This window comes from Phaeobacter sp. 11ANDIMAR09, from assembly GCF_001294455.1.
Taxonomy (GTDB): domain Bacteria; phylum Pseudomonadota; class Alphaproteobacteria; order Rhodobacterales; family Rhodobacteraceae; genus Pseudophaeobacter.
This window is the reverse complement of sequence record NZ_LIKT01000001.1, coordinates 261,968-279,425: the sequence shown is the minus strand read 5'-3', so window position 1 is coordinate 279,425 and position 17,458 is coordinate 261,968. Positions and strand designations below refer to the sequence as shown.

Genomic DNA, 17,458 nt, shown 5'->3' with positions numbered 1-17,458 from the left:
AGGCTTACGCCTCGGCTTCCCCGTCTTCACCCTCGACCAGATCTTCTTCGCCCTCTTCCGAGCCAAGCAGTTCTTCAGGGTCAACCCAACCCAGCAGGACCCGTGCGGTCATCACCAGGGTCTGCGCCTCTTCCAGGCTCATGCCAAAGGGCTCCAGGATGCCGTCATCCTTGATCCGCTCACCATTGTCGGTGGTCCAGCCACCCGCCAGTTCCCAGTCGGCACAGGTCGCAAAATCTTCCAGCGACTTGATGTCGTCTTTGGCCAGAGCCTCGATCATGGGCGGGGTCAACCCGTCAAACTGGATCAGGCTGTCCTCTGCTCCCAATGCGATGGCAGCGTCGATAGCAGCCTTGGCCTTGGCTTCCAGGTAGTCACGGGCACGGGCCTGCAATTCTTCGGCTGTGCCTTCGTCAACACCGTCGATGACGGTCAGCTCATCGAGCTCGACATAGGCGACCTCTTCCAGATTGGTAAAGCCCTCGGAGACCAGCAGCTGAGCGAAGAATTCGTCCAGATCCAGAGTTTCCATGAACAACCCGGTGCGCGCTTCGAATTCCTTCTGACGGCGGGCCGATTCTTCTTCTTCGGTCATGATGTCGATATCAAGGCCGGTCAGCTGCGAGGCCAGACGCACGTTCTGACCACGACGGCCAATCGCCAGGCTCAGCTGCTCTTCGGGCACCACAACTTCGATCTTGCCAGCTTCTTCATCCAGAACAACCTTGGAGACTTCGGCAGGCTGCAGCGCGTTGACCAGGAAGGTCGGCTGATCATCATTCCATGGAATGATGTCGATCTTTTCCCCCTGAAGCTCATTCACAACGGCCTGCACACGGCTGCCGCGCATACCGACACAGGCGCCAACCGGATCGATTGAGCCGTCGTTAGAGATCACAGCAATCTTGGCGCGCGAACCGGGATCCCGGGCCACGGCTTTGATCTGGATGATACCGTCATAGATTTCCGGCACTTCCATCTTGAACAGCTCGGCCATGAATTCTGGCGCGGTCCGGCTCAGGAAGATCTGCGGGCCACGCGGTTCGCGGCGCACATCTTTGATGTAGCAGCGAATACGGTCATTGGGGCGATAGCTCTCGCGGCCGATTTTCTCGTTGCGGCGCAGGATGCCTTCGCCGGCGCCCACATCGACGATAACGTTGCCGTATTCTTCGCGCTTGACCAGCGCATTGATGATGGTGCCTGCACGATCCTGAAACTCTTCGAACTGACGATCACGTTCCGCTTCGCGCACGCGCTGCAGGATGACCTGCTTGGCCGATTGTGCCGCGATGCGGCCCATTTCCACCGGGGGCACTTCTTCGACAAAGGTGTCACCAACCACGGGGTCCGCCATATACTGCTTGGCCTGCTCGACGGTCATTTCGGCCTGGTAGTTTTCCAGAGCCTCATCCTCAACCACCGAACGCACACGGGTAAAGGTCGCCTTGCCGGTCTTGCGGTCGATCGACACGCGGATATCCATCTCGCTGCCGTAGCGGCTCTTGGCGGCCCGGGCGAGGCTTTCTTCCATCGCGTCAACCACCAGACCGGGGTCGATCATCTTTTCGCGCGCCACGGCTTCGGCAGTTTGCAACAGCTCTAGCTGGTTTGCAGAGGTGATAGCCATTACTTGTTCTCCTCTTCGGACCCTTCGGCCTCGATCTCGTCGAATGCGTCTTCGTTTAATGTGCCGGCAGCTTTGCGCTGGCGCAGCATTTCCGTGATCAGATCATCGGTCAGAACCAGCTTGGCATCCGAGAGCCAATCAAATTTCAGACCAATGGTAACAGTCTTGCCCTGATCTTCGATATTGATCAGAACCTCGTCCTCTTCGGTGCCCGCCAGCTCACCCTTAAAGCGGCGGCGGCCGCCAACCAGCTCATCTGTTTCCAGTTTGGCCTCATAGCCCTCGAACATGTCGAAGTCTTTCAACCGGGTCAGCGGCCGGTCGATACCGGGGCTGGAGACCTCCAGCGTATAGGCATCCAAGATCGGATCCTCGACGTCCAGAGAGGCGCTGACAGCATTGGAAATAGCAGCGCAATCATCCACCTCAATACCGCCTTCAGGCTTGTCAGCCATGATCTGCAACGTGGTGGTTTTGCCGGACATCAGGCGAATGCGCACCAGCTCATAGCCGAGATCCTCGATCACAGGGATAAGGATTTCGGCCAGGCGGCGATCAATCGCGGCTTTGGCAATCAGGTCATTCGTCATTAAGCTTCCCACAATCGGGTTGGTCCCTATCGGGCTGGGCGTTGGATTCGGCGTCCATTTGGACACAAAAAAACGGGCGCGCGGCCCGTTGAACTAATCCGGAGGTGTCTTGAACCAGAGCTCAACACGCCGCTGTTGAAAAGCCATATACGCCCCTTGCTACGAATCTGCAAGTCTTGTGTTGCGATCTGCCGAACAGCAACGGGGAGCTGTCAAAAACACCCCCCAATTTGCGCATCCCCAGCGAGGGAAAAGCCCAGGATCAAAGCCGCCACCAGCGTTCGGCGATACGGCCATCATCCAGGGCGGATTGCTGACCAACCACCCGCGGCAGGCCGACATCCGATCGCGCCGCCAGCGCCATGTCTTCGGCCGAGGGGTGAAACAGAAAACCACCCCGTTTGAGCAGCTCAGCCGGTTGCGGCAGGGCCGCCACATCGACAAAACCATCACGCAGAGCTTCGGCCCGGACGGCTGCATCGGGAATGACAATCACCTCCAGGCTGTCGACCCAGCCGGCCTGACCGTCCTTATAGTGGCCTACGACCTTGGCGGCGCGGAAATGCCGGGCCTCCTGGGCGCGTTCAACCCGGTAACAGCCACTGCCCACCAATCGCGCCAGGGGCAGATCAACCGCGCCATCCGGGGCAATCGCATAGCTGGGACCTGCCAGCAGATAGGGCAAATGCGGATTGGGCTTGGACAATTGGATTTCAATCCGCTGCGAATCCAGCGCCACAATCGACATCTGTTCCCCACCCGCCACAAAACGTCCCTGCAGCGAGGCCACAACATCTGTGGCCTGCAAGGCTGTGCCATCATGGAACAGCACATCCCGGCGCAGATCAAACCGCCAGATGCGCGCATCCTCAACACTCTCCCAGGCTGTGGCCAGTTCGGCCCGCAACAGCCCATCCGGAGCAATTTCGGTCAGACAATCCAACACGGCACCACGGGCCACCAGATCCAGCAGACCGCTTTCCCGTGGCAAGGCCAGCCGGAGCACGCCCCCCGCTCGCGGCGCAGCCGCAAGTGACGTGCCCGTGGCCGCCAGAAGGGCGGCGGCGGCACCAGAGGTGAACAGGGCGCGACGGTCAATACGGGTCAAGGCAAGAGTTCCTCGGCAATGCGGTCCATGGCCAGGACCAGCTCTGCGCTGATTCCCGGCTCCGACAAAGCATGCCCCGCATTGCGCACCATGATCAATTCCGCATTTGGCCACAGCTCATTCAACTTCCAGGCTGAGACCGGCGGGCAGATCATGTCATAGCGCCCCTGCACGATGGTGCCCGGGATATGCGAGATCCGGCCCATATTGGCGAGGATCTGTCCATCAAAATCCAGAAACCCACGATTTATGAAATAGTGATTCTCCAATCTGGCAAAGGCACGGGCATAATCACCCGGCCCCTCAACCGAGGTGCCGTTGGAATGGATCGAGGCCAAAGCATTTTCCCAGGCAGACCAGGCCCGGCCCAGCCGAACCTCTTCGGTTCTGTCCCCGGAAAACAGACGTTTGTTATAGGCAGCGATCAGATCGCCCCGTTCGGATTCGGGAATGGGGGCGACAAACTTGGCCCAGGGTTCCGGCCAGAACCGACCTGCCCCGCCGCCATAAAACCAGTCCAGCTCGGCACTGGTCATCAAAAAGACGCCACGCAAAACAATCTGAATCACCCGCTCCGGGTGGGTCTGCGCGTAGATCAGCGAAAGTGTCGCGCCCCAGCTGCCACCAAAGACCAGCCAGCGTTCGATCTGCAGCTGCCGACGGATTTCCTCCATATCGGCGACCAGATGCCAGGTGGTGTTGTCCTCGCAGGAGGCATGGGGCTGCGAACGCCCACAACCACGTTGATCGAAAAGGATAATCCGGTAGACAAGCGGGTCAAAATACCGCCGCATCGCCGGGCTGCTGCCACCGCCCGGCCCCCCATGACAGACCACCACAGGGATGCCACGGGGGTTCCCCGATTGTTCAACATAGACCTTGTGACCCTGCCCCATTTCGAGCATCCGCTGATCAAATGTATCGATCGGGGGGTAAAGATAATGCACTGCGCGCTTTTGATCCGAGAATTTGTCCATTACTGACCTAGATGAAACCTGAGCCTACAAAAGAACATACGGAGACAGGAATGCAAGCGCCTCAATCCACAGTCGACCTGGCGGAAATCGCCAAGTTCGAAGCCATGGCCGCAGAGTGGTGGGATCCCAATGGCAAGTTCAAGCCGCTGCATATGCTGAACCCCTGCCGTCTGGACTATATCACCAGCCAGATTGCCGGGGAGTTCGACCGGGACCTGACAGATCCAGAGCCGTTCAAAGGGCTGCGCCTTTTGGATATCGGCTGCGGCGGCGGGCTGTTGTGTGAACCCATGGCGCGGCTGGGTGCCGAAGTGACCGGCGCAGATGCGGCTGCGGGAAATTTGCCGGTTGCGCGGCTGCACGCCGAACAGACTGGGCTGACAATCGACTACCGCCATACCACCGCCGAGGATATGGCCGCCGCAGGCGAACAGTTTGACGTGGTGCTGAATATGGAGGTGGTGGAACATGTGGCTGACCCGCTCAGCTATCTCACCGCCACCAAAGATCTGCTGAAACCGGGCGGGTTGGAGATCTGTTCGACCATCAATCGCAATCCCAAAAGCTATGCCATGGCCATTTTTGGCGCCGAGGTGGTGATGCGCTGGCTGCCACGCGGCACCCATGAATGGCACAAGTTCATTACCCCGGACGAGTTGTGTGATCTGCTGAGCAAAGCTGGCCTGACGCCAGTTGACCGCAAAGGGTTTGTTTTTAATCCCCTTAGCTGGAACTGGTCTATTTCGGATCGCGATCTTTCCGTCAACTATGTCACCGCCAGCATCAAAGACCACTGAGATCGCATAGGGGCTCTAGAGCAGTTCCAGCAGTCGGGCACCTAGCCTTAGGGATAGGTGCCTCCTATCTTTTGCAACCTTGGGAAATGAGTCGCAAAGAGATAAGGTGAATTTGAGTTACCCTTTAACGAACACAACTTCAGCGATCACCACCAAGGGGTCAGCCCGGCGACAGAATGCGCTCTGATCCAGACACCCATTAGAGCCTCTCGCCAAAGCTTGAATGCGCTTTGGCTCTGCCACCACTCACATCTCGACAGAGGGCTCTGATGGGCGAAAGGGGATGCCTGCAACAGGCATCCCCTTTTTCAGTATCACTATTGCTCGGATCAGGCGGTTGATTCCAGCTTGGCGCGCAGTTCCCGCAGAATTGGCAGTGTCGCCCGCACGCGGTCTCCCCCAAGATCATTCACCACCTCTGAAATCAGCGGCACGATGCTGGCCAGGGCGGCATCTCGGGCCTGCCTACCGGCCGGGCTGATCGCCACCATTTTGCGCCGAGCATCATCCCAATCCGGGCGAATATGGATATAGCCCGCCACTTCCAGCTTGTTCAGGGTATTGGTCATGGCACCACGGGTGACATGAAAGGCCTTGGCCAATTGCGCCGGAGAGCGTTCAACCCCGGTGCGAGTCAGGTGGTTGAGCACCGAGAAATGCGACAGTTCCATTCCCTTGGGCAGGGCCTTGCCCAGGCGTGAGCGCGCCAGCTGATCCGCCATCAAAATCTCGCTGAACAGCGAGACCGCCAGGGAGTGGGTTTCTTCCATCAGGGTCCGTCAAACTCTCGATCATGGGTCAGGGAGGGCACACGCCTGCGTGCTTCTGCCACTTTTTCCCTATCAAGATCAACGTAACTTATCCCCGCATCCCTGCCCGCATCCAATAGGATCTCGCCCCAGGGTGCCACCACCAGCGAATGACCATAGGTTTTGCGCACAGCGCCCCGGCTGGTTTTATGGCTGCCTGTCTGAGCCGCCGCCAACACATAGCAGCCGGTTTCAATCGCGCGGGCTTGCAGCAGTGCGTGCCAATGAGCCGCACCTGTGACTGGAGAAAAGGCCGCCGGCGCAATCAGGATCTCGGCCCCGGCCTTGGCCAGCGCCCGGTGCAGCTGTGGAAAGCGCAGATCATAACAGATGGTCAGCCCCAGAGTGCCAAAGGGCGTTTCGGCGATAACAGCGCGATCTCCGGGCCGGTAGCCATCGGATTCGCGAAAGGTCTCTTGCGGGGTAACCTCCACATCGAACATGTGGATCTTGTCATAGCGTGCCACGATCTCTCCCTGCGGCGAGATCAGGAACTGACGATTGGCAAATCTGCCGTCAGCATCATGGGTCTTGACCCCAAAGGAGCCCAGAGACAGCCAGATCCGATGCTGGGCCGCCGTCTGACACAGAGCCGCAAGGCTTGCGTCCTCCTCTTCGTGGCACAGAACCTCCTGCTGATGCGCGCGACTCAGCGAAACACAATTGCTCACCTCTGGGGTCAGGACAAACCCAGCCCCATTTTGAACCGCCTCAGCGATCAGGCGCTGAAGCAGGTCCAGGTTTTCGTTCGGGGAATCACTTGATGTGATCTGCAACAGGGCGGCGCGCATCAGAACTCCCCTTTGGGTCTTGGTCTCTTGTGGTCAGGCGGCGAGGAGCGGGTCCAGCTTGCCCGCCTGCTCCAGCGCATAAAGATCATCACAGCCCCCCACATGGGTTTCGCCAATAAAGATCTGCGGCACGGTATAGCCGCCATTGGCCCGCTGAATCATTTCCTGCTTACGCCCAGGATTGGTCAGCACGTTGACCTCGGAAAATTCCACGCCCTTTTGTTTCAGTAGGCGTTTGGCCGCGTGGCAAAAGCCACAAAGAGGCGAGGTGTAGATTTCGACCGATTTCATGCGGGTCTCCAATTGTCTGATTGCGATGTTTTGCGCCATATGGGGCCGCATTGCAATCATTGCCAGTGTCAGCGGCGGCAGATCACGCCCGTGTGACCCGGGCCAGGACCGCCACCCGCACATCTGCAGCCCCTGCTGCGCGGCAGGCATCGGCGCAGGCGGTCAGGGTCGCACCAGAGGTCATCACATCATCCACCAGCAAAACCACACGCCCCTGCATCAGAGCCCGATGGCGCGGATGCGCAACAATAGCCCGGCTGAGCACCGAAAACCGTTGCGCCCGGGTTTTGCCCTCCAGGCTGGGCGTCACCTTGACACGTTTCAACATGTCGGGCCAATAGTCCAGACGCGCCTGCCTGGACAGATGGTCAGCCAGCAAAGCCGACTGGTTGTATCGACGCTTGAGCAAGCGGGACCAATGTAGTGGCACCGGACAAACCAAAGGATTATCGCGCAGCAAACGCCCAGCTGCCCGCTCGATCCAGGCTGCGGCCGGAGCGGCCAGTTCAGTGCGATCCCCATGCTTCAGCGCCATCACCAGATTGCGGGCCTTGCCCTTGTACAACATCGCAGCCCGGCCCTGGCTCCAGGGGCGCGCCACCGCCATGCATTCATCACAGTCCAGCCGATGACCATCGCCATCCCCCGGCAGCGGCACGCCACAGCTTTCACAGACCGTACCGCTGATGAAATGTGCCTCGCCCCAGCATGTGCCGCAGAGGCCAAAGTCCTGTTCGACCAATTCGTCACAGCCCAGACATTTGGGGGGGTAGACAAGTGAAACAGCGGTTTGAAACTGCGTCCGCAACATCTAAATAGCCCCCATGACGCAAACACCCAAATCACAGCCAGAGCTGTTCGACCGCCAGGTATTGGCGATCCATCGCGCCCGCCACCAGCCTGAAGCTTTGTTCCTTCACGACCTGGCCCGGGACGAGGTTGAAGATCGCTTAACAATGGTTAACAGGACCTTTACGAAGGTAGCGATTGTTTCACCTTTTGCTCATATTTGGCAAAATTCCTTTCCCGATGCCCGAATTGTGCCGGATGACGATCTGCTGGATCTCGCACCCGGGGCCTATGATCTGGTGATTCACGCCATGGCGCTACATTGGGCCAATGACCCGGTGGGTCAGCTGATTCAATGCCGCCGCGCCCTGGTCGAGGATGGTCTGCTGCTGGCGGTGGCCCTAGGCGGGCGTACTCTGCACGAGCTGCGCAGCGCCCTTGCCGAGGCCGAGACCCACGTCACCGGCGGGCTGTCGCCGCGTATCGCCCCAATGGGAGAGGTCCGGGATCTGGGCGGGCTGCTGCAACGCGCCGGTTTTGCCCTGCCGGTTGCCGATGTGGTGCCTCTGACAGCGCAGTACCGCGACAGCCTGCACCTGATGCAGGAGTTGCGCGCCATGGGCGAAGGCAATGCCATGGCACAGCGCCTGAAACACCCCAGCCCCCGCGCGCTCTTTGCCCAGACCGAAGCCATCTACCGCGCGCATTTTGCCCTAGAAAATGGCAAACTGCCCGCCACTTTCGAGCTGGTCTGCCTCACTGGCTGGTCGCCCTCGGAGAGCCAGCAGCAACCGCTGCGCCCCGGTTCAGCCAAGATGCGCTTGGCCGAGGCCCTGAAGGTGCCAGAGAAAAAACTACCCGAGTAGCAGCGCACGCGCGATAACAAAAACAAATCACTGTGCCAATGTGATCCAATTGGCCTTTGGATGCGTAACACCCTATCTTGTGGCGAAATATGGTTTTCGCCTTTACTTCAATTCGCTAGATCACGCTGCAGATACAGGACCTCCCAACGCCATGCTGGATTCTTCCATGACCGCCACCTGCCCCGCCCATGCGCCAGCCGATCACCCCAAGATCAAGGGCGAAAAGGTTGGCATCCTGCTGGCCAATCTGGGCACGCCGGATGACTATAGCTATTGGCCCATGCGCCGCTATCTGAGCGAGTTCCTGTCGGATAAACGAGTGATCGACTACCCCGCCTGGAAATGGCAGCCGTTGCTGCAGCTTATCATCCTGACCAAACGCCCGTTTTCATCGGGCGCGGCCTATAAGTCGATCTGGAACCATGACAAGGGTGAAAGCCCGCTGATGACCATCACCAAGGATCAGACCACAAAGATTGCCGAGGTCATGCGCCAGCGCTACGGCGATCAGGTCATGGTGGATTTCTGCATGCGCTATGGTAACCCGTCTACCAAATCCAAAGTCCGCGCCATGGTCGAAGCCGGCTGCCAAAAGATCCTCTTTATGCCGCTCTACCCGCAATATGCCGGCGCCACTTCGGGCACTGCCAATGACCAGTTCTTTCGCGCCCTGATGGAGGAGGTATGGCAGCCCGCCGCGCGCACCATCGCGCCATACTTTGACCAACCCGCCTATATCGAGGCATTGGCCCGCTCGGTGGAAGAAGCCTATGCAGAGGCCGACAAACGCCCCGACATCCTGGTGGTCTCGTATCACGGCATGCCAAAACGCTATCTGATGCAGGGCGATCCCTACCATTGCCAGTGCCAGAAAACCACGCGGCTGCTGCGCGAACGGCTGGGCTGGCAGGACACCGAGATTACCACCACCTTCCAGTCGGTCTTTGGCCCCGAGGAATGGCTGAAACCCTATACCGTGGATCACGTTGCCGCCCTGGCAAAAGAAGGCAAGAAAAACATCGCTGTGATGGCACCTGCCTTTTCCGCCGATTGCATCGAGACACTGGAAGAGATCAACGAAGAGATCAAAGAGAGCTTTGAAGAGGCCGGCGGCGAAGACTTTCTCTATATTCCCTGCCTCAACGATGATGAGGATCATATTGCGGCGCTCGCGGGCGTAATTGAGGAAAACCTCAAAGGTTGGCTGGACTAAACCAACCTCCCCGGTCCAAATAGGATCCAATATTGGATTGCCATATTTCGGCAAACGGGGAGCCTTGAGACATGAACCTTTTGCACTGGGCCGATGCCCTTAGAACCCATTGGGGCATCACGGCGGAGCTACGCCAGCTAGATGGCGAATATGATCTGAACTTCCGCGCCGAGGCCAGTGATGGCAGCGCCTATATCTTCAAAGCCATGCGCCCCGGCTGCGAAGCCGCTCTGGTTGAAATGCAGGTCCTGGCCTTTCAGCATATTGCCAAAGCCGCGCCAGAGCTGCCCTGCCCGCGGGTGATCGAGTCTGCGCAGGGCTCTGCAATGCTCTCTATTGCCGATGAAACAGGCTCTGAGCGCCTGTGCTGGATGCTCGAATGCCTGCCGGGACAATGCTATGCAAAAAGCGCCCCAAAGACACTGAATCTGATCCATGAGGTCGGCGCGGTTTTGGGCGGCGCGGGCAAGGCTTTGGTCGATTTTCAGCACCCCGGATTGGCGCGTGATTTCAAATGGGATCTGATGCAGGCGGGTTGGATCAGCGCCGAAATCGACTCTATCACCGATCCGGCCAAACAGACCCTAATCCAAGAAATCGAGACTGAATTTTCCAAGTTAGAGCCTGTATTAGGGACTCTTCCAAAACAGGCGATCCACAATGACGCCAATGACTACAACATCATGGTGGCCGGGGAGCACACTGAACCGCGTCAGGTCTCTGGGCTGATCGATCTGGGCGACATGTGCGCCGCCCCCCGGATCTGTGACCTGGCCATTGCTGCGGCCTATATCGTGCTGGATCATTCCGACCCCGAAGGCGCATTGGCTGCCCTGGTGGCGGGCTATCACAGCGCCTATCCGCTGACCCCGCAAGAGGTCGACCTGATCTACCCGCTGCTGCGCGCTCGTCTTGCGGTCAGTGTGGTGAATTCCACTCTGATGGCTGTCGAAAATCCGGATGACCCCTATGTGACCATTTCCCAGGCCCCAGCCTGGCGCTTCCTGGAAACCCATGATCTGCATCCCGGATTGCTTGCGGCCCGCCTGCGCGCCGCCTGCGACCTGCCCGTGGTCGATGGCGCCGACCGCGTGATGGGCTGGCTGGAGGCAGAACGCGGCAATTTTGCCCCCCTCATGGGCGTCGATCTAAAGGATGCCCCGATGGGATCGCTGTCAGTGGAAAATTCCACCTGGCCGCAAAACCCCTTTCACATGCCACTGGAAGAGGCCGCCCGCGTCGGTGAAGAATTCGAAGACCAGGGAAGGATTTGGCTCGGCTATTATCACGAACCGCGGCTGATCTACGCCGAACCCGCCTTTCGCAAAGGTCCCTTTAAGGCCAGCAACCGCCGTACCGTGCACCTGGCGGTGGATGCCTTTGCCCCCGATTTCACCCCAATGTACGCGCCATTGGATGGCGAAGTCTTTGTGGTTGAAAACCGCAATGGCCATCTGGATTACGGCGGGGTGATCATCCTACGTCACGAGACCCCGGCGGGTGATCCGTTCTACACGCTTTATGGTCACCTCGACCCTGAGTGCTGCGACCGCCTGAGCCCCGGAGACATGATCGCCAAGGGTGAAGAGTTTTGCCGTCTGGGTGATGCCAGCATGAATGGTGGCTGGGCGCCGCATGTGCATTTTCAACTGGCCCTCACCACCGAAGGCATCGAGGCGGACTGGCCCGGCGTTGGCGACCCGGACGAGATGTATATGTGGCGGGCCATCTGCCCGAACCCAGCGGCGCTGCTGAACCTGCCGGATGACAAATGCCGCTATGCCCCCACCAACAAGGACGAAATCCGCCAGGGGCGTCAGGATCATTTTGGCGGCAACCTCAGCCTCACCTATTCTGATCCGGTGATGCTGGTGCGCGGTTGGAAACACCACCTGTTTGATGAATGGGGCCGCCCCTATCTGGACGCCTATAACAATGTGCCCCATGTCGGTCACGCCCACCCCCGCATTCAGGCGGTGGCGGCGGATCAGCTCAAGCGGATGAACTCCAACACCCGTTACCTGCACCCGGCGCAAACCGCCTTTGCCGACAAGGTCCTGTCAAAACTGCCAGACCATCTAGAGGTCTGCTTCTTTGTGAATTCGGGCACCGAGGCAAACGAGCTGGCCCTGCGCCTGGCCCGCGCCCATACTGGTGCCAAGGGGATGGTGACGCCAGATCATGGTTATCACGGCAATACCACCGGGGTAATCGATGTCTCGGCCTATAAGTTCAACAAACCCGGCGGCGTGGGCAAAGCTGACTGGGTGGAACTGGTTGAAGTGGCCGATGACTATCGCGGTAGTTTCAAGCGCGATGACCCGGACCGGGCCCAGAAGTTTGCCGATCTGGTGGATCCGGCCATTGCAGCCCTGCAAGCACGTGGCCAAGGGATTGCGGGCTTCATCGCCGAGACCTTCCCGTCGGTCGGGGGGCAAATCATCCCGCCACAGGGCTATCTGCCTGCGGTATATGAAAAGATCCGCGCTGCCGGAGGGATCTGTATTGCCGATGAGGTGCAGACAGGTCTAGGGCGCCTGGGTGACTATTACTTTGGTTTTGAACACCAGGGCGCCAGCCCCGACATCGTTGTCATGGGTAAGCCCATCGGCAATGGCCACCCCCTGGGAGTGCTGGTCACCACCAGGGAAATCGCCGAGAGCTTCAACAACGGCATTGAGTTCTTCTCCACCTTTGGCGGATCGACTCTGTCCTGCCGTATGGGCAAAGAGGTGCTGGATATCGTTGATGATGAGGGCCTGCAGGACAATGCCCGCGACATGGGCGCAAAGCTGATCGAGGGGCTCAAAACCCTGGAGGCCAAATACGCTTGCGTTGGCGATGTGCGCGGCATGGGTCTGTTTCTGGGGCTGGAGCTGATCCAGACAGATGGATCGGAAGCCACGCAGATCTGTTCCTATGTGAAAAACCGCATGCGCGACCACCGTATCTTGATCGGCAGCGAAGGTCCCAAGGACAATATCCTCAAAATCCGTCCGCCTTTGACCATTGATGCGGAGGGGGTCGAAATGATCCTTGCATCCCTGGACAGCATATTATCCGAGGTCGTGCTGCCCTAGGCAGCCGACACGCCTGCCACCAGCCAGAGCCGAGACAATAAAAAAGGCGGTGGAAAACCACCGCCTTTTTAAATTCTTATGCTAAGCAATTAGCTGCTTGCAACAGCCGCGCCAACCAGGACGAGCAGCAGCAGTGGCAGCAGGATGCCGCTGGAAGAGCTGGTTGCAGCTTCTTCGATCACTACGGGCTCAACGATTGGCTCGGCCAGGTTGCCAGCAGTCGCGGTGGAAGCAGCGGCGGTCAGTGCGGCTGCGAGTACAAGTTTGTTCATGTTAACCTCCAGAATTAGCGCAGACCTAAAAATGGCCTACGCACCCAAGACTTACCTCGTGATTTTTTCTAACCAGTAAAGCTTCGGAATTGCAATTGCTTGTTGCCATTTTCCGGCCTGCGAAAGGCCACATGTCGTCAAATTAGCAACACTTGGGTGCCTACCTTGGCCACCTCAAACAACTCGGCGATATGCTCGTTGTAGAGCCCGATACAGCCATTGGAAGATTTACGCCCAATCTTGCGGGTGTCATGGGTTCCATGGATGCGATAGTACTTCCAACCCAGGTACAAAGCATGTGTTCCCAATGGGTTATCCGGTCCAGGAGGGATATAGGCCGGCCACTCTGGATTGCGCTTGCGCATATTGGGTGTGGGCGCCCAGCCGGGTCCGTCCACCTTGCGGGTAATCCTGGTCCGCCCGCGCCGCGTCAGGTCATCAGACAACGGCACAGAAGAGGGGAAAAGTCTGTAGTTATTCCCATCTTCAGACCAATAGTGCAAAGCCCGGCTGTCGATGTCGACAAGAATCGCTCCTTTGCGAAGATGATCAAAGTAAGGCTGCCAGCGTTTTGACCGGAAAGCCGAGATATTCCGCTTCACTGGCGGCTCTGGTTCAGGGGGCGGGCGCAGGGGGTCAAAGGCCTGTTCTTCCTCAGGTTCTGGAGCCACTTGCGCCAAAGCGGGTGAGGCTATCAGGGCCGCAGAACCGGCCAGAAACTGACGACGGGTGCCGCCGTTAAAAAGAGATCGTGTCATCTGAAATATATCCTGCGCGTTTTAATCCGGCTGATGTGCATAGTATGGCCGGAAAGCCGCAGTCGCAAATCAAACCATGCGTTTTCTGTGCGGATTTCCCCGCGCCTGTTTGCGCAGCTGCCACAGGATAGGCTAAGTGCTTGGACAAACGATAGAGCGAGACTTGCGATGAAGCGTGTATTTCTGATCCTGATGGCCGCCACCCTGGCACTGGCCGCGGCCTGCACGCCAACACCAGAAAACGGCGGCAGCTCGGCCTACCGCATTCGGAACGCCGACAAAGTACAGCTGCGGATGCTGGATTCCGTCAATGCCCTGCGTCAGGCGGCAGCTGCGCCACAGGTTCAGCTGAACGCACAGTTGAACGCGGCAGCCGCCACCCACTCCCGCGACATGTCCGTCCAGAACCGACCCTGGCATTTTGGCTCCGACGGCTCCTCCCCTTTGGACCGTGTCATGCGCGCTGGCTATACTGGCACGGTGCAGGGGGAAAACATCTCGGAGACCTATGAAAACGAGCTGCAGACCCTGACGGCCTGGATGGAAGCGCCAAGCACCCGTGCAGTAATCCTGGACCCTAAGGCCACAAACATGGGCTTTTCGTGGTTCCAGGAGGCCAATGGCAAGATCTGGTGGACATTGGTTATGGCCAACTAGGCCATCCAAAGGGTCCAACACCCCAGCACAACGGTGCAACAAACAAAACCAGCGCAGCAAAAAGGGGCCTCTGAGGGCCCCTTCATCTTTGTCAGAACCGCTTGCGCCTAGGCGCGCAGCGCGATGGGCGTGCCATCGCGCACCATCGCATAGATCTCTTCGATCTCGTCGTTCTTTACTGCAATACAGCCCGCAGTCCAGTCAGAGACCCGCGCTGCGCGTTTGCGATCTTTTTCATTGTTGGGCTCGCCGTGAATGAAGATCTCGCCACCGGGACGTTTGCCCATGGCCCGCGCATGGGCGCGGTCCTCGGCGTTCGGATAGGAGATACCAATGGACAGATGAAAAGCGCTATTGGGATTGCGCCGGTCGATGCGATACAGCCCCTCGGGCGTTTTGCCATCCCCCTCGATACGTTTGTGCCCCAGTGGCGCAAAGCCGAGATCCATTTTGTATTCGCGCAGGATCTCTTCTCCGTGCAACAGATAGACCTTACGGGCACCCTTGTTGACCACAATGCTGGTCACCTCTGGGCCGTCATAGGTTTTAAACCGGCTCACTTGCGGGCCTCTACCGCAGCCAGCCACTGCCAGGCTGGCAGCTGCCGTTAGTCCGAATGCGCGTCTGTCCATGTCTTTTTCCTGTTTGGCCTGCTCGCCTTTTTTAGCGCCATACCCCGAATCGCCAAAAATTCAAAATCACAACTTGCTGTTTGGAGCGTCAACTGGCCCAGCCTCCGAAACCTTGACCGCATTGAGCTGCGCCTCGATGCTCTTCAAACGCTCCAGTACCTCGTCGCGATAGGCATCCGTGCGCTCACCCTCCTCGGCAGAGTGTGCATCCTGCATCGAGTTCACAATCAGACCCACCAGCAGGTTCACCACAGCAAATGTTGTCACCATGATAAAGGGCACAAAGAAGGCCCAGGCATAAGGGTAGACCTCCATCACCGGACGTACGATACCCATGGACCAGCTCTCCAGGGTCATGATCTGAAACAGCGAATAACCAGATTGCCCCAGTGTGCCGAACCACTGTGGGAAGCTGGCGCCAAACAGCTTGGTCGCCATCACCGACCCGATGTAGAAAATGATCGCCATCAGCAAAAAGACAGATCCCATACCCGGCAGCGCGGTGACAAAGCCCTCAACCACACGGCGCAGGCTGGGCGCGACGGAGATCACCCGCAACACCCGCAAAATACGCAGCGCCCGGAGCACCGAGAATCCCTGCGCGCCAGGCACCAGGGCCACGCCAACGATGACGAAGTCAAACAGGCTCCAGCCGCTGAGGAAGAATTTGAAACGGCGCACAATGAGCTTGATGGCGATCTCCACGATAAAGACCCCCAGGCAGATCTTGTCGATCAGATGGATCAACCCGCCAGCCCGCGCCATCGCGACCTCAGAGGTCTCAAGCCCCAGAGTCACCGCATTGACCATGATCACCGCCATGATGAAGCGGGTGAATCGGGTGTCTTCCAAAAGTCCGTTCAGGCGTTCAATCACAGTCGTCAGGCTCCGTTCAGCTCTACAGTCGAATTAGGGTCGGGATCAGTCATCCAGCGTGAAACTGGCAACCAGTTCGGTATGGGCCGACCATCTGAACTGGTCAACAACCTGCACCCAGTTGAGGCGATAGCCAGCTACGACCAGCGTCTTTGCATCCCGGGCAAAGGTCACAGGATTGCAAGAGACATAGGCAATCACCGGCATCCGGGCTGCGGCCAGCTGTGCCACCTGGGCCTCAGCACCGGCGCGGGGCGGGTCAATCACGGCCGCCTCGTAAAAGGCCCCAAAGGGTTTCAGATCCTCAGGCAGCAGAGGATTGCGGAACAGATCCCGCACCTCAGCAGTGATCTTCTTCAGCCCCCTGGCCTGACGCCAGCCAGTCTCCAGCGCCTCGATCATTGCAGGCTCACTTTCTAGCGCCAGAACCTCGGCCTGCGCCGCCAATGGCAGCGAGAAGGTGCCGCAACCGGCAAAGAAATCCACGATGCGCTTGGCGCCCTTGGTGATCTCGAGAACGCCAGCCAACAGTGCGGCTTCACCATCCCGCGTGGCCTGCAAAAAGGATCCAGCAGGCGGGCAGACGCGCGCCGGCCCAAAGGCCTGCAGAGGCGGCTGTTCCATCGCCACCTGTTCGTCCTCCCAGGTCAGACGCGCTACCCCGTGCTGCCCGGCCAGCGCGGCCAGGGCACTGCGCAACTCGCTATCCAAAGGTTTGCCCTCGCGCACCAACACATCCAGCCCGGTTTCGGAGGTGGTTAGTGTCACCGACAGCGGCGTCTTGCGGCTCGCGCCTGCCATCGCCAGGGCCTCGGCCAGGGGAATGGCAGCAATCAGATCCGGGTCCAGCAGCTGGCAATCCGGGATCGGTGTAATCACCCCCGAGGCACGACCGTGAAACCCGGCCATGGCGCCCTTTTTGGTGCGCCGCACTGCCAAGGTCGCACGGCGGCGTGACTGGGCGGGCGAGGTATGGATCGGGCGGAACGTGCTTTCCAGCCCCTGGGCCTGCAGCGCCTTCTCCACAATGCCCTGCTTCCAGGTCGCAACAAAACCCTCGCTGGCATGCTGCAATTGGCAGCCGCCGCAGGATTTGTAATGGCGGCACGGCGCCTGAATGCGGTTCTCGGACGGGGTCTCAATCCGAATATCGGTGAGCTGCGCACCCTCCAAAATTCCGCTGACCTGCTCATCTGGCAGGGTGCGGGGGGCATAAATTGGGCCATGGGCGACTCCGTCGCCTTGATGGCCGAGTCGAAGGATGGTTGCTGTGGTTCTGGCTACATCTGTCATTCGGGCTAGATAGCGACTGTGGCCCAATG

At 58.9% G+C, this 17,458-nt stretch carries 18 protein-coding genes; 5 read left to right on the top strand and 13 right to left on the bottom strand.

The window, feature by feature from the left end; translation table 11 throughout:
• Positions 1 to 4 precede the first annotated feature (4 nt).
• The 4 genes from nusA to pip all read right to left on the bottom strand — a co-directional run bounded on the left by nusA (position 5) and on the right by pip (position 4,305).
• Positions 5 to 1,630, bottom strand: coding sequence for a transcription termination factor NusA (gene nusA / locus AN476_RS01390; RefSeq protein ID WP_054458812.1), 1,626 nt, complete (start codon positions 1,628 to 1,630; stop codon positions 5 to 7).
• Complete coding sequence (rimP, locus tag AN476_RS01385) at positions 1,630 to 2,220, bottom strand: ribosome maturation factor RimP (protein ID WP_054458810.1); 591 nt, start codon at positions 2,218 to 2,220, stop codon at positions 1,630 to 1,632. The genes nusA and rimP overlap by 1 nt, the downstream gene beginning before the upstream one ends.
• A gap of 262 nt (positions 2,221 to 2,482) precedes the next feature.
• Complete coding sequence (locus AN476_RS01380; protein WP_054458808.1) at positions 2,483 to 3,328, bottom strand: ABC transporter substrate-binding protein; 846 nt, start codon at positions 3,326 to 3,328, stop codon at positions 2,483 to 2,485.
• Complete coding sequence (pip, locus tag AN476_RS01375; protein WP_054458806.1) at positions 3,325 to 4,305, bottom strand: prolyl aminopeptidase; 981 nt, start codon at positions 4,303 to 4,305, stop codon at positions 3,325 to 3,327. Before pip ends, AN476_RS01380 begins: the two co-directional genes overlap by 4 nt.
• A gap of 50 nt (positions 4,306 to 4,355) precedes the next feature.
• Between pip and ubiG the strand changes: the two genes are divergently transcribed.
• Complete coding sequence (gene ubiG / locus AN476_RS01370) at positions 4,356 to 5,102, top strand: bifunctional 2-polyprenyl-6-hydroxyphenol methylase/3-demethylubiquinol 3-O-methyltransferase UbiG (RefSeq protein WP_054458805.1); 747 nt, start codon at positions 4,356 to 4,358, stop codon at positions 5,100 to 5,102.
• Between the two features lie 329 nt (positions 5,103 to 5,431).
• On the opposite strand, the gene AN476_RS01365 is transcribed toward ubiG, so the two are convergent.
• From AN476_RS01365 to AN476_RS01350, 4 genes are all read right to left on the bottom strand, one after another.
• Positions 5,432 to 5,872: a MarR family winged helix-turn-helix transcriptional regulator gene (locus tag AN476_RS01365; protein WP_054458802.1), complete on the bottom strand. Its 441-nt coding sequence runs from the start codon at positions 5,870 to 5,872 to the stop codon at positions 5,432 to 5,434.
• Positions 5,872 to 6,702 carry a carbon-nitrogen hydrolase family protein gene (locus AN476_RS01360; RefSeq protein WP_054458800.1) on the bottom strand — a complete coding sequence of 277 codons (831 nt, stop codon included), beginning with the start codon at positions 6,700 to 6,702 and terminating at the stop codon, positions 5,872 to 5,874. The genes AN476_RS01365 and AN476_RS01360 overlap by 1 nt, the downstream gene beginning before the upstream one ends.
• A gap of 33 nt (positions 6,703 to 6,735) precedes the next feature.
• On the bottom strand, positions 6,736 to 6,993 hold the full coding sequence (gene grxC, locus AN476_RS01355) for a glutaredoxin 3 (protein WP_054458924.1): 258 nt from the start codon (positions 6,991 to 6,993) through the stop codon (positions 6,736 to 6,738).
• A gap of 82 nt (positions 6,994 to 7,075) precedes the next feature.
• Positions 7,076 to 7,804, bottom strand: a complete 729-nt coding sequence (locus tag AN476_RS01350) for a ComF family protein (protein WP_054458798.1) — start codon at positions 7,802 to 7,804, stop codon at positions 7,076 to 7,078.
• A gap of 13 nt (positions 7,805 to 7,817) precedes the next feature.
• Between AN476_RS01350 and AN476_RS01345 the strand changes: the two genes are divergently transcribed.
• The 3 genes from AN476_RS01345 (at position 7,818) to AN476_RS01335 (ending at position 12,941) form a co-directional block, all read left to right on the top strand.
• The gene (locus AN476_RS01345; protein ID WP_054458796.1) at positions 7,818 to 8,648 is read left to right on the top strand and encodes an SAM-dependent methyltransferase; all 831 of its coding nucleotides are present in this window, start codon (positions 7,818 to 7,820) and stop codon (positions 8,646 to 8,648) included.
• A gap of 151 nt (positions 8,649 to 8,799) precedes the next feature.
• Entirely contained in the window at positions 8,800 to 9,861 is a 1,062-nt protein-coding gene (gene hemH / locus AN476_RS01340; RefSeq protein ID WP_054458794.1) for a ferrochelatase, read from the top strand.
• A 71-nt stretch (positions 9,862 to 9,932) separates the two neighbouring features.
• Positions 9,933 to 12,941, top strand: a complete 3,009-nt coding sequence (locus AN476_RS01335; RefSeq protein WP_054458792.1) for an aminotransferase class III-fold pyridoxal phosphate-dependent enzyme — start codon at positions 9,933 to 9,935, stop codon at positions 12,939 to 12,941.
• A gap of 89 nt (positions 12,942 to 13,030) precedes the next feature.
• Here the strand turns inward: AN476_RS01335 and AN476_RS01330 are convergent, their stop codons facing one another.
• Both AN476_RS01330 and AN476_RS01325 read right to left on the bottom strand, forming a co-directional pair.
• Positions 13,031 to 13,213 carry a hypothetical protein gene (locus AN476_RS01330; RefSeq protein WP_054458790.1) on the bottom strand — a complete coding sequence of 61 codons (183 nt, stop codon included), beginning with the start codon at positions 13,211 to 13,213 and terminating at the stop codon, positions 13,031 to 13,033.
• 137 nt (positions 13,214 to 13,350) lie between these two features.
• Entirely contained in the window at positions 13,351 to 13,971 is a 621-nt protein-coding gene (locus AN476_RS01325) for a L,D-transpeptidase (RefSeq protein WP_054458789.1), read from the bottom strand.
• A gap of 168 nt (positions 13,972 to 14,139) precedes the next feature.
• Here AN476_RS01325 and AN476_RS01320 point away from each other — a divergent pair, with 168 nt between their 5' ends.
• Entirely contained in the window at positions 14,140 to 14,628 is a 489-nt protein-coding gene (locus AN476_RS01320) for a CAP domain-containing protein (protein WP_054458786.1), read from the top strand.
• 107 nt (positions 14,629 to 14,735) lie between these two features.
• On the opposite strand, the gene AN476_RS01315 is transcribed toward AN476_RS01320, so the two are convergent.
• The 3 genes from AN476_RS01315 to AN476_RS01305 all read right to left on the bottom strand — a co-directional run bounded on the left by AN476_RS01315 (position 14,736) and on the right by AN476_RS01305 (position 17,429).
• A complete protein-coding gene (locus tag AN476_RS01315) occupies positions 14,736 to 15,260 on the bottom strand; it encodes a murein L,D-transpeptidase family protein (protein WP_054458784.1) in 525 nt (174 codons plus the stop codon).
• A gap of 66 nt (positions 15,261 to 15,326) precedes the next feature.
• Entirely contained in the window at positions 15,327 to 16,136 is an 810-nt protein-coding gene (locus AN476_RS01310) for an ion transporter (RefSeq protein ID WP_054458782.1), read from the bottom strand.
• 45 nt (positions 16,137 to 16,181) lie between these two features.
• Complete coding sequence (locus AN476_RS01305; protein ID WP_054458780.1) at positions 16,182 to 17,429, bottom strand: class I SAM-dependent RNA methyltransferase; 1,248 nt, start codon at positions 17,427 to 17,429, stop codon at positions 16,182 to 16,184.
• Between the last annotated feature and the right edge of the window lie 29 nt (positions 17,430 to 17,458).

Excerpts from the sequence above, each read along its gene's own strand:
- nusA (WP_054458812.1), bottom strand. The coding sequence starts at position 1,630 with ATGGCTATCACCTCTGCAAACCAGCTAGAGCTGTTGCAAACTGCCGAA.
- rimP (WP_054458810.1), bottom strand. The coding sequence starts at position 2,220 with ATGACGAATGACCTGATTGCCAAAGCCGCGATTGATCGCCGCCTGGCC.
- pip (WP_054458806.1), bottom strand. The coding sequence starts at position 4,305 with ATGGACAAATTCTCGGATCAAAAGCGCGCAGTGCATTATCTTTACCCC.
- ubiG (WP_054458805.1), top strand. The coding sequence starts at position 4,356 with ATGCAAGCGCCTCAATCCACAGTCGACCTGGCGGAAATCGCCAAGTTC.
- AN476_RS01365 (WP_054458802.1), bottom strand. The coding sequence starts at position 5,872 with ATGGAAGAAACCCACTCCCTGGCGGTCTCGCTGTTCAGCGAGATTTTG.
- AN476_RS01360 (WP_054458800.1), bottom strand. The coding sequence starts at position 6,702 with ATGCGCGCCGCCCTGTTGCAGATCACATCAAGTGATTCCCCGAACGAA.
- grxC (WP_054458924.1), bottom strand. The coding sequence starts at position 6,993 with ATGAAATCGGTCGAAATCTACACCTCGCCTCTTTGTGGCTTTTGCCAC.
- AN476_RS01350 (WP_054458798.1), bottom strand. The coding sequence starts at position 7,804 with ATGTTGCGGACGCAGTTTCAAACCGCTGTTTCACTTGTCTACCCCCCC.
- AN476_RS01345 (WP_054458796.1), top strand. The coding sequence starts at position 7,818 with ATGACGCAAACACCCAAATCACAGCCAGAGCTGTTCGACCGCCAGGTA.
- hemH (WP_054458794.1), top strand. The coding sequence starts at position 8,800 with ATGCTGGATTCTTCCATGACCGCCACCTGCCCCGCCCATGCGCCAGCC.
- AN476_RS01335 (WP_054458792.1), top strand. The coding sequence starts at position 9,933 with ATGAACCTTTTGCACTGGGCCGATGCCCTTAGAACCCATTGGGGCATC.
- AN476_RS01330 (WP_054458790.1), bottom strand. The coding sequence starts at position 13,213 with ATGAACAAACTTGTACTCGCAGCCGCACTGACCGCCGCTGCTTCCACC.
- AN476_RS01325 (WP_054458789.1), bottom strand. The coding sequence starts at position 13,971 with ATGACACGATCTCTTTTTAACGGCGGCACCCGTCGTCAGTTTCTGGCC.
- AN476_RS01320 (WP_054458786.1), top strand. The coding sequence starts at position 14,140 with ATGAAGCGTGTATTTCTGATCCTGATGGCCGCCACCCTGGCACTGGCC.
- AN476_RS01315 (WP_054458784.1), bottom strand. The coding sequence starts at position 15,260 with ATGGACAGACGCGCATTCGGACTAACGGCAGCTGCCAGCCTGGCAGTG.
- AN476_RS01305 (WP_054458780.1), bottom strand. The coding sequence starts at position 17,429 with ATGACAGATGTAGCCAGAACCACAGCAACCATCCTTCGACTCGGCCAT.